Below are 11,923 nucleotides of genomic sequence, written 5' to 3'. Positions count from 1 at the left end.
CATGGCCAGAGTTATACTACTCCTTGTGATAGTAGCAGTTGCATTTCTAATCATCCTTGGACTAATATCTTATATAGACTACAGAAACAAAAAGAGAGAGCGTGAGATGGAAAAGTTCAAAAGAAGGAGGTAAAAGTTGAAACTGATAACAGAAAGAGAATGTTACAACTGCGGTTGCGAGCTAGAATACAAGAACCTAAGCTATGGTATATGCGAAAAATGTTTATCTAGCATAAAGATGATAGATATCTTCAGTTCTTGTCCTAAATGTGGCCTTCCCAACGCCAAGAATTGGTGCTATTTCTGTGCTAACCAAAAACTAAATATGGATAGAAATATTTCTCTCTACACTTATGATGGAATCATCAGAAACATTATTCAGAAAATCAAATTCAACAACGAAACCCAGAAAATTAGGATAATAAAACGTTTGACACAAAATGTAGTTCTAGACAAAATATTTGGTGAACCCATAGATATAATAGTTCCTGTCCCTTCATCTCTAAAAGCTTTCCTCAAAAGAGGATTTGATCTGATTGAACTAATTTTCAAACCTCTTGCGAGAAAAAATAGGAAAAAATTTGAAAGAGTAATTGGAAGAAAACTGTTTGCTAAACAGCAGAAGAAACTCTCAAGAGACGAAAGATTGAGATTAGCCAAAGAACAATTCTTTGTAAGAAAGAAAAGGGAGGAAATAAAAGGTAAAACCGTTCTAATCGTTGACGATGTATTTACTACAGGTAGCACCCTCAATGTATGCAGTAGCATCATCAAAACTCTAGGAGCTGGTAAGGTTTTTTCACTAACCTTAGCTAGAAGTATTGAGGAATTTTAAACCCTTATAGCTTAAAAATGGATTTTCTTCCTTCAACTTCATTTTCAAAACTAGTTTTATCCCTATTGTGGCTTTCTATCAAAAAGCTTGAACAAGCGCCTTAAGAGTCTCTAAAGGCGTTAGCAGAGACATTCATGGCTAAAACTATGTTCCCTGGCTTACTTATAGTATATAAGCGAAAAATACGTGTGAAATAAAATGTCTAGAGACCTAGAGTGTAATTTGTCAAATCAAATCTGTATGTTTATATTTATACTCTATGGTATATAGAGTATAGCATTTCAGGAGTGTAGTTATGGAAGTAAGCATTCCTATAGTGTTTCTAGCAGGACTTCTCTCGTTTCTTTCTCCTTGTGTGTTACCGCTTGTGCTTCCATATATCTCGCTTATTTCCGGTATTTCGGTATCCAATATAAAGCAGGGTAAGATTAGTGTTAGAGACAGAGTGAGGATAGTGATTTCTACGCTTTATTTCACTATTGGTTTTACTATTATCTTCATAGTCTTTGGTGTGATTGCGGGACAGGTTGGAGAAATACTATCTTCAGTGAAGGAAATCTTAAGTAGAGTAATGGGGATAATTGTATTGGTTTTCGGATTACATATTATAGGTCTTCTAAGAATACCATTTCTTGAGCAAGAAAAAAGAATAGGTAATTTTTCTTCCGAAAAAGCTAGCTTTTTAACAGCTTTTCTGATGGGGGTGTCATTTGCTCTAGGTTGGACTCCGTGTGTAGGTCCTATACTTGGCACGGTGGTAGGAATTGCTCTCCATTCTGGTAGTATGCTTTATGGCGGAGCACTTCTGGGAGTATACTCCTTGGGATTCTCATTACCATTTTTCATTATATCGGTATTTATTGAATCTTCGGTATCTATGCTTTCTAAAGCTAGGAAAGCTTTAAGAGCTGTAGGATTGATAAGCGGAGGTATTTTAGTTCTGGTAGGAATTTTGCTAATAACAGACACCATGGAAACAGTATCTCAATATTTTATTGGAATATTTCAATAGTTAGGATGCCAACAACTTGTGGAATAAGTCTAAAACTTAACTTTTTAACACTTATTCTTGCTAGAGTATTTTGTACTTTTTGGAAGGCTACGAGACCAATAATTATTCTACAATTTTAAATAGAGTTGTAGTGAGAGAGAATAGCTTCCTCAAGTTCTTTTCTAAACTCAGGTGTAATTGGGTGAGCAATGTCTTTGTTTTGATCTCCCACTCTCCTAGAAGGCATAGATATGAACAGCTTTCCCTGTCCCTCAACTATTTTGATATTGTGAACCACAAACTGCCCATCAAACGTCACAGAAGCAATACCTTTCACTCTGCTAGGCCTTCTCCCATCGGATTGAAACTTTTTGATCCTAACATTCGTAATCTTCATACAAACCTCCAAGTAGCTAGATAAATTGCACTGGGTTCTCAACGAACCTAGTGATAAATATCTGATTTTCACTAAATCCAAATCTGCTGACTAAAGATTTCTTTATACCTATACTATCAGTTTGCTTACTAAAGATTCCATATACACTTGAACCGCTACCACTCATTGCGGAAAATAGTGCTCCCATTCTGTAAAGCTCTCCTTTTACTTCCTTAACAACTGGTGAGATTATGAATAATTCAAATGTATTTTTCAACATTCCTTTTAGTTCCTCCAGTTTTATGCTTCTTTTGGCAATACCGGTAGCCACATCTAACGCCCATCTTTCAGGATGATATAGTTTTTTCTTAGAGATAAAGTCGTAGGCATCTTTTGTGCATGAAGGAAAACCTGGATACACAACTACTAAGTTGTAATCCAAAAGTGTCTCCAAAAGCCCTTTAATAGGAATGATCTTCTCTCCTTTGCCCCTAACCACACAACCACCTGATTGAAGAAAAAATGGTATGTCAGCACCAATTCTTATAACTTCTGAAAAGATTTCACTCTTCTTCGTTGCACTCAAAATTCCCTTACTCTCAAGAAAACTCACTGTTGCTAATAAAACACCTGCTCCATTTCCACTTCCGCCACCTAAGCCACTTCCCACCGGTATATTTTTCTCAAGACTTATCCTAAAGCCAATTTTGACTCCTACCAAGTTTTCAACAAGTTCAATAACCCTCCAAACTATGTTTTCACTGTTCGTTGGAACCGCTTCTCCCTTTAAAGATTCTGACGACGTGAAAACCTCCAATACTTTCTCCTTATCATCTATGCTGAACTCACAACAGATACTGTCAAACACTCCTATGGGTAAGAATATACTTTCTATCTCGTGATATCCATCAGAGAGTCTTCCTATGACCGTTAATCCTAAATTTATCTTACCAGAGGTAAGAATTCTATATTTCATAAGATCCTAGAAAAATCTTAAATCAGTAGTAGGTAAAAAGTGAAAGAATAAGAAAAGTTTACACTACTCAATACTGAATTACGATAAAGTCTAAAATTCATCAATGAGTTCCAAAATTCAACAATTAGGTATGGTCTCTCTCACCTAGTGGAAATAATGGGAATTGGAATTTATTGAAAATTCACAGTTAGGTGTGGTTTCTTCTTGCAGTCTGACTGGGTAAATACCCCTGCTAGGCAAATATCTTGAATTAGTTTTAACAACAAATTTATCATTTTTTACCATTTGGAGGAAATGATGAGGGTATGTGTTATTGGAAGTGGGGGTAGGGAACATGCCTTAGCTTGGAAAATGAGTAAATCATCTAATGTTAGCAAAATTTTCTGTATTCCTGGAAATGGAGGCACTGCAAGTATTGGAGAAAACATCTCTTTACCCATAAAGCCTCCGTTTTCGGAACTGATAAGCTTTATTAGAAACAACAAGATAGATGTGGTTGTTGTAGGTCCTGAGCAACCATTGGTTGATGGTATATCTGACTTTTTAAGCTCTGAAGGTATAAAAGTTTTTGGTCCTACTTCAAACGCAAGTATAGTTGAGGGAAGCAAAGTTTTTGCAAAATCAATTATGAAGAAATACAATATCCCTACTGCAGATTTTGAAATCTTTGACAACTTTGAAAGCGCTAAAGCATTTTTTGAGAGACATCAAAACTGGGTGATAAAGGTAAATGGTCTTGCGGGTGGTAAAGGTGTTGTCGTTCCTTCAAGTAAAGAGGAGGGAATAGGATTTCTTGAGGAAGTGTTTCTGAAAAAAAAGTTTGGTGATGCTGGAGATAGAGTAGTTATTGAGAGGAAGTTGGATGGTTATGAACTAAGTGTCTTTGTATTAACTGATGGGGAAGATGTAGTACTACTTCCAAATGCTCAAGACCATAAAAGAGCCTACGATGGCGATAATGGACCAAATACAGGTGGCATGGGAGCATACTCACCGGTACCTTTCGTGTCCAAAGAGACAACCGAAAAAATAATAAATAGGATAGTTTACCCAACGATTGAAGCACTTGCTAGTGAAGGGATAGTATACAAAGGTGTTCTGTATTGTGGACTTATGATTGATAAAAGTGGAAATCCCTTTGTCCTAGAATTCAACTGTAGATTCGGAGATCCTGAAGCACAAACTATACTCCCTATCATAAAAGGTGATTTCTACGAAATCGTAGAAGCAGTCTGTGATGGGCTACTGAGAAAGGTAAAAATTGAAGTATATGAGAAATTTTCGGTAGCAGTAGTCTTAGCATCAAGGGGATATCCGGGAGAGTTTGAGAAAGGGAAGGAAATAGTAGGAAATCTATCAGAGAACGAGGACTTGATAGTATTTCACGCTGGAACTACTATAAAAGACGGAAAACTAGTTACAAGCGGTGGTAGGGTATTAAACGTAGTAGGAATTGGTAACTCCATAAAGCAGGCTATAGATATAGCTTACAAGCGAATAGAAGAGATAACCTTTGAAGGGATGTTTTACAGGAAAGACATCGGTAGAAAAGCCATACTCAACATATGATAAAATTTGCGATTTTTAAAGATAGTTCATTAAAGCAAATTCAGCATCTATTATGCAATTAAGGTTTACCCACCTAGAAGTATTCTAGAGAAGTCTCTCTGTAGAGTATCTAGAAATACCAAAAGGCCTTTACACCAACAAGCTCCCTGATTCTTGACGATAGCTCCACGGAAGGTTTTACAGTGAAAGCAGGTGAAAGCTTATAGTATTTTATTCTCCCATTACCTAAAATACCTACATAAGAGATACACTTTCCAAAGTTTTCCTTTAAAATAGTTCTAAGTTCTGTTAAACTCTTCTCAGAGGTATCGTTGGATAGTATTATGTGTAACTCTGTGATTCTATCTTTCTTGTATTCATCTGCTTTAACAACTCTTACAACCTTGGGAAACATTTTACCAGAAGTGCCTTTTGACATAATCCCTTTGAAAAGTAACACATTGTTGGGAACAATAAGCTCGCTGTATTCTCTTGTAGCACTTGTTGATAGATAAAGTGAGATTTCTTTTCCAAATGGGTTTATTACCCTGATATTAGCAATTTTTCCTTTAATAGTATCTTTTTTCTCAACCTCAGATATCATTCCTAGAATTGTGAAGCGACACCCCTCTGGTAAGAGATCAACATAGTCTATCTCAAACGAGGTTAAGTATTTTACCCTTTTCCAATACTCCTTAAGAGGATCATGAGATAAAAACATACCTATTGTTTCTTTCTCGTAACCCGATAAAGTCTCTCTTGATATGGAGGGAACACTTGAAAGTATGATTTCAACTGTTGGCTTTCTTTGGACAGATTGGTACACTGAACTTTGTAGGAAGAGGTTATTTTGCCCAATTTCCTTATCCCTTGAGATTGATGAAAAAGCTCCGACTACTTTCTCAAGACCTGCCAAGAGTCTACCTCTGTCACCGAACAACGAATCCAAAGCTCCAGATTTTACTAGTATTTCGTAAGAATTCTTCTTTAGGAAATGATGTGTCCTTTCAAAAAATTCATCTATGGTTTTGTATTGACCACCCTTATCTCTTTCCGCTATTATTTCCTCTGCAGTTGATTCACCAAACCCCTTTATTCCCATAAATCCATATCTTATCCCAAGTTTTCCGTTTACTTTCTCTATTTCAAATAGTTTTCTACTTCTGTTTACATCAGGAGGTAAGATCTTTATTCCCATTCTCTTTGCTTCCATAACATACTTCATCATCTTATCAAACTTTCCAATTTCTGAGTTGATTAAAGCGGTCATATACTCAAGAGGATAGTGTGCTTTTAGGTAGGCAGTTTGATATGTTATCATTGCATATGTTGTACTATGAGATTTGTTAAATCCGTATTCTGCGAACTTCTCAATAGTGTCAAAAAGTTCTTGTGCAAATTTTTCGTCATACCCGTTCTTGACAGCCCCCTCTACAAACGAGTTTTTCATCTGATCCATTATGTCTTTCTTTTTCTTACCAATAGCCCTTCTTAAATTATCAGCCTGCCCTAGTGAAAATCCGCTTATCTTCTGAGCGATTTTCATTATCTGTTCCTGGTATAAGATAACACCGTAGGTTTCCTTAAGGATTTCCTCTAGATCTGGGTGGGGATATTCTACCTTTTCTGCACCGTGTTTTCTATTTATATACTGTTTATCCATCCCCGATCCAAGTGGTCCAGGTCTGTATAAAGCTAACGCTGCTATTATATCCTCTATGCACGATGGCTTCATTCTCTTTAGCATCTCCTTCATTCCCTCAGATTCTACTTGAAACACTCCATCAGTTCTGCCAGAAGACAGTAATTCGTACGTTTTCGGATCATCAAGGGGAATCTGAGAGATATCTATTTCTATTCCTCTAGTTTTCATTATAAGCTCAACAGTATCCTGTATAACTGATAGGTTAGCTAGTCCCAATATATCCATCTTTAAGAAACCCAGTTCCTCAAGATACTGAGCTGAAATCTGAGTAGATATAACTTCTTCTTTCGGGTCACGGTAGAATGCTATAAACTCATGAATAGGAATCGAAGATATAACTATGCCCGAAGCATGAATTGACGCATGTCTTACTATTCCTTCAAGTTTCTCAGCTATGTCAATCCACTCTTTTTCCAGGTCATTCTTACCTTCGCATATCTCTCTCACCTCGGAGACTAAAGTTCTTGCTTCCGAAACACTTTCTACGTTTGATATGGCCTTAGCAACACTGTCTATTCTAGCTGATTGTATCCCCAAAACTCTACCAACATCCCTTATTGCTGCTTTGGGTTGAAGAGTCCCGAAAGTGATGATGTTTGCAGTATTCTCTTTGCCATATTTTTCTGTCAAATACTTTATGACTTTTTCCCTATCTCTATCTGCTACATCTACATCAATGTCCGGCATTGTTATTCTTTCAGGATTAAGAAATCTTTCAAAGAGTAGGTTATATCTTATAGGGTCAACTTGAGTTATTCCCAAAGCGTAGGCTATTAAAGCCCCTGCTGCTGAACCTCTCCCAGGTCCAACAGGAATATTCATCCTACGAGCCCAATTTACAAAGTCCTGAACAACTAAAAAATAATTACTAAATCCCATGCTTTTTATTACTTCAAACTCGTAATTTGCCCTATCAATGTATTCTTGCGGAATATTATCACCAAATATTCTAAGCAAGCCTTCAAAAATCATCTCCTTAAGCTTTTCATCTACACTACCCTCTAGGTTGTCATCATAATACTTAGGCATCAATTCTTTATTACCGAAAGGTATCTCTAAATTACACTTTTCGCTGATCTCTATACTACTAAGAAGAGCTTCTGGAAAATCAGCAAAATCTTTCCACATCTCCTCAGGTGACTTTAGGTAGAATGTGTTATTTGGAAACCTGAATCTGTTTGGATCTGATCTCCTACTATTTGTCTGAATACACAGCAAAACATCATGAATCTTAGCATCTTCTACCCGAAGATAGTGTGCATCACCAGTTGCTACTATTTTAACTCCAGTATCCTTCGCTAGCTTCACAAGAGCAGGATTTACCACTTTCTCCTCATCTAGATCATGCCTTTGAATCTCAATATAGAAATTATCTCTACCAAAGGTGGATATGTACCAATCAGCCACTCTCCTAGCTTCCTTAAAATTACCCCTTAGCAGAAGTTGGGGGATCTCTCCAGCTATACAGCCACTTAGAACTATAATCCCCCTTCTGTGTTCTTCCAGAAGCTTCTTGTCTATTCTAGGCTTATAGTAAAACCCTTCTGTGTAGGACTTTGTGACCATCTTAACAAGATTCTTATACCCAATTATATCCTTAGCAAGAAGAGTGATATGAGAATATTGTTTATCAAGACTATAAGGATCTACCTTCTGAACCTTCTCTTTTTTATGCATATCTTCTGTGAGATATGCCTCAACACCAACTATCGGCTTTATACCAACATCCTTACATACCTTATAAAACTCTATACTCCCAAACAGATTCCCGTGATCTGTTATAGCAAGAGATGGCATCCCATATTCTTTTGCCTTACTAACAAGCTCAGAAATCTTATTTGCACCATCAAGTAAGCTATATTCTGTGTGAACATGGAGATGCACAAATTCTTTCATACATCTAAAATTTTAAATTTCTGATCCATAACTTGCGATCTCCTTTCACTTCTAAGCCAAATGATGCTAGAGACCTCTTTCCACAATTTATTATAATTTACTTATGAACAACCAAAAAAGTAAGAGCCTTCTAGATCTTGTTTTTGAAGAAAAAGTCATAGTCTACGCTTTACTACCCTTTTTAATTTCCTTCTCCTTTTTCGGAATACTTGTTGAGGTTGCTAAAGTGCTTAGTAATTACAATTCACCGTATTTTAACTGGTATCCTATATATTTCTTGTTCATCATCCCTTTCTCTATATACACCAATTCTTCTATTTTTGCAGGTGGTAAGTTTTTAAGAAGTATCATTGAAACAATATTTGAAATATTTCTCCTTTTGCTCTTTAATTTTATCTTCCTAAAAGGATTTAGCCTAGGTAAGAACATAAATGAGTTTCTAGATATAAGCTTTGGTATCTCGGTAGCCTTCTGGATTGCTCTTAGAATCATTAACGGTCACATCGTGAGATTGACAAATCTTCCATACGAGATTCTCACGACTACTGCTAATTCAATAGCTAGTGGCATTAACATTGAGGAGATATTTGACGAGAAATACTTTGAAAAACACAGTATAAGAAAGTCAATCAAAACATTAGTTATAACTTTCTCATCCATGTTAGTTCTCTTCTCCATCGCACTAATCCTCTCAGGATCTACCCTTCTGACCTCAATCTATACTATCCTTTTCGTCGTATCCTGTATTATGCTGTTGCTAAACGTAGCAAAAGCCTACGTTTTGGAAGACAGTATCATCAAGAAGATTAATATCGGAAATATAGATTTCATGAATAAACTGGTCAAATTCTCGCTCGTATCAACCATCCTAATAACACTTGTTTCTCTAATTCTCTCCGTGGGAATCTATTTTGGTGCTAGCGAAATTTCAAAAATAGCTAATCTAGCTTTAAGAGATAAAATAAATGAGATAATCTCTCAGGAGAGAAAAGTAAGTGAAGAGGAGATCAAAAGAATAAGAGAGAGACTTATGGCTAAAGACATAACTAACGAAAATCTCGTTGCTACCCCTAAACCTGAAAGAAAAGTAAGGAGAGGAATAGATTGGCTTATCATCTTGTTTTTTATCCAATACCTTCTTCTGATCTTAGCTACGATAATAATCATTGGGTTTATACTTAAGAAAGTTTTCAAAGTAAAAGACATTCCTGTGTTAGGTTTTTTTGTCAAAGTTTATGAGATTTTTGCTTACTTCGTAGGAAACTTCTTTAGATCGCTTTTTGATATTCTGAGAAGGCTGTTTTTCGTTAGAAAGCGTGCTTATATACCAAAGGAGATAGAAGAGGAGATAATGGCTTCAATGCACATCCACAAGGAGGAAGTTTCTAAAGAGAAGATTGAGGAGATAGAAACAATAGTCAAGATTTTTATCAACATGCTCTCTTATACCTCCTATATCTTCCCTTACAAGAAATCTATGGGTGTAGAGGAGTACTGCACTGGACTGAAGAGTTTCATACCTGAGTTTTCAAATCACCTTGAATTTATCTCTGATATCGTTAATGAGAGTAGATATAGTAACCACCTACTTCCTCATACTGCTATTGAAGAACTTAAAGAGAGGGTCCAGAATATAATATCAAAGGTTAGAATTAAAGTTAAGGTTGTTGAAGATTTCAGAGGAGGATAGGCATACAAACATTTTCCAATTACGCAAACTCCATCGCATTAAAGTCTACTAATTTTTCAAACATCTCATATAATCTGTAGAGAATGGAAAGTCTATTCTCCCTTATTTTTTGGTTTTGATCCATTACAAAGACTCTCTCAAAAAAGATATGAACTGGTTTTTGAAACTCTAAAAGAAGATTCAAAACCTCCTCATAATTCTTGTCAGCAATTTTCTTCTCCACACTTTCTTTCTTGGATAGAATAAGAGAATATAGTTCCCTCTCTTCCTGTGTTAAAAGGCAGAGATCTACTTCTTTAGGAGAGGTGAATCCCGCTTCAAGTAAAATATTCCTCACTCTTTTGAAAAGTATCGCTACATCTACAAATTCTCCTCTGTTTCTAAAGCTATTTACAGCCTTCACTCTAAGGTATGCATCGTATGGATTGGTAGTTTTCCTCACTGTACTTTCAATTTCATCAGTTCTAAAACCCATTTCCCTAAAAAGTCCTTTGAGTCTTACACTTATAAACTGTTCCAAATCTTCCTTTACTTCTTCCTTACTCCTTCTTAGAAAACTTTCATACAAACCAACCGCTCTCTCAAAAACATCTATTATGTCAAGATCAAAAGAGTTGTGAATACAAATTCTAGACACTCCTATAAGTTGCCTTCTTAGACCATATGGATCGCTTGAACCGGAAACTTTCCTACCTGCAGAATAGAGTGAGAAAATGCTATCAAGCTTGTCAACAATTGATAGTATACTTCCCCCTACCGTTGAAGGAAGCTCGTCATCTGCAGAAATAGGTTTGTAGTGCTCCTTTATGTATTCTGCAACTTTTTTACTTTCCTTAAAGGCAAGAGAGTAGTAATATCCCATTATTCCCTGTAGTTCAGGAAATTCGTAAACAACACCTGTTGTTAAGTCAAACTTGCTTATACTTGCACTTCTTACTATTTCTTCCTTACCTTCTACCTTGAGTATGTCACACACTATCTCCGAAAGTTTTTCCATTCTCTGCATTTTATCATACACCGTTCCAAGTTCACCAAAAAACACAAGTTCCTTTGTCTTCTCCACAAAGAAGTTTATGGACCTTTTTAGATCCTCTTCATAAAGGAACTTACCATCATTAAGCCTTGCTGATATCACCTTTTCATTGCCCTTTACTATCTTCTCATTTGGTATCGTATTAGTTATGATTATGAACTTGTTTATCAATTTCCCGTCTTGTGTAAGAGGTATGAATTTCTGGTGATCCACCATTTCAGAAACAAGGATTTCACTAGGCACTGTTAAGAAAGTTTCATCAAATGTTCCTACTCCACAATCCGGATACTCCACAAGGTTTACTATTTCCTCAAGAAGTCTATCTGAGAGTAATGATTTACAGCCAAGCTTTTTTTCAACTTCATCAACTTTGCTTAGAATTACCTGCTTTCTCTTTTCAGGTGAAGGTATTACCTTACCCTTGGTCTCAAGTAAAACTTCATAGTGCTTTGGATCCTCTATCCTAATGTTTTCTCCAATAAATCTATGTCCACAGGAAATATTTGATGCTCTAACACCACCTATCTCAATATCAATAACTTCTTTACCAAGCATACACACAAGCCACCTCACAGGTCTCACAAAAGAGTATCCTACGTCCGACCATTTCATTGTTTTCGGAAACTTCAGTGTCTTCACAATCTTAGGTATCTCATCTTTAAGAATATCCTTAGCATACCTGCCTTCCTGCTTCCCTTCAAAGAACACAAACTCCTTTTCACCTTCTCTTAGTATTTTTATCTCACCCTGAAGCGAAGAAACAGAACTTAGAAATCCCTTGAGCGCTTGCGTCGGTTGACCATCTGAAGTGTATGCAATGTGTTTACTAGGTCCTTTTTTGATAATCTTTTTATCCTCTTGTTTTTCTGGTAA

The 11,923-nt window shown here is 36.3% G+C and carries 9 protein-coding genes; 5 read left to right on the top strand and 4 right to left on the bottom strand.

Annotated elements, in window-relative coordinates; genetic code table 11:
• Position 1: 1 nt before the first annotated feature.
• The 3 genes from ABDH28_06695 to ABDH28_06685 all read left to right on the top strand — a co-directional run bounded on the left by ABDH28_06695 (position 2) and on the right by ABDH28_06685 (position 1,847).
• Entirely contained in the window at positions 2-133 is a 132-nt protein-coding gene (locus tag ABDH28_06695) for a hypothetical protein (GenBank protein ID MEN2998704.1), read from the top strand.
• A gap of 3 nt (positions 134-136) precedes the next feature.
• Positions 137-835, top strand: coding sequence for a ComF family protein (locus ABDH28_06690; GenBank protein ID MEN2998703.1), 699 nt, complete (start codon positions 137-139; stop codon positions 833-835).
• Between the two features lie 295 nt (positions 836-1,130).
• Positions 1,131-1,847 carry a cytochrome c biogenesis protein CcdA gene (locus ABDH28_06685; protein ID MEN2998702.1) on the top strand — a complete coding sequence of 239 codons (717 nt, stop codon included), beginning with the start codon at positions 1,131-1,133 and terminating at the stop codon, positions 1,845-1,847.
• Positions 1,848-1,962: 115 nt separating this feature from the next.
• Here the strand turns inward: ABDH28_06685 and ABDH28_06680 are convergent, their stop codons facing one another.
• The gene (locus tag ABDH28_06680) at positions 1,963-2,223 is read right to left on the bottom strand and encodes a SpoVG family protein (GenBank protein MEN2998701.1); all 261 of its coding nucleotides are present in this window, start codon (positions 2,221-2,223) and stop codon (positions 1,963-1,965) included.
• Between the two features lie 16 nt (positions 2,224-2,239).
• Positions 2,240-3,178, bottom strand: coding sequence for a hypothetical protein (locus ABDH28_06675; protein MEN2998700.1), 939 nt, complete (start codon positions 3,176-3,178; stop codon positions 2,240-2,242).
• Between the two features lie 297 nt (positions 3,179-3,475).
• Here ABDH28_06675 and purD point away from each other — a divergent pair, with 297 nt between their 5' ends.
• Positions 3,476-4,747 (top strand): phosphoribosylamine--glycine ligase, encoded by a 1,272-nt coding sequence (gene purD, locus ABDH28_06670; GenBank protein MEN2998699.1) that lies wholly within the window; start codon positions 3,476-3,478, stop codon positions 4,745-4,747.
• 109 nt (positions 4,748-4,856) lie between these two features.
• On the opposite strand, the gene dnaE is transcribed toward purD, so the two are convergent.
• Positions 4,857-8,327, bottom strand: coding sequence for a DNA polymerase III subunit alpha (gene dnaE / locus ABDH28_06665; GenBank protein ID MEN2998698.1), 3,471 nt, complete (start codon positions 8,325-8,327; stop codon positions 4,857-4,859).
• Between the two features lie 103 nt (positions 8,328-8,430).
• On the opposite strand from dnaE, the gene ABDH28_06660 reads away from it, so the two are divergent.
• Entirely contained in the window at positions 8,431-10,017 is a 1,587-nt protein-coding gene (locus ABDH28_06660; GenBank protein MEN2998697.1) for a hypothetical protein, read from the top strand.
• 19 nt (positions 10,018-10,036) lie between these two features.
• Here the strand turns inward: ABDH28_06660 and glyS are convergent.
• Positions 10,037-11,923: glycine--tRNA ligase subunit beta (gene glyS, locus ABDH28_06655; GenBank protein ID MEN2998696.1), on the bottom strand; the 1,887-nt coding region annotated here is incomplete at its 5' end.

Source organism: Brevinematia bacterium (assembly GCA_039630355.1).
GTDB lineage: Bacteria > Spirochaetota > Brevinematia > DTOW01 > DTOW01 > SKYB106.
The sequence above is the reverse complement of the archived record's forward strand: the minus strand, read 5'-3'. Positions and strand labels throughout refer to the sequence as shown.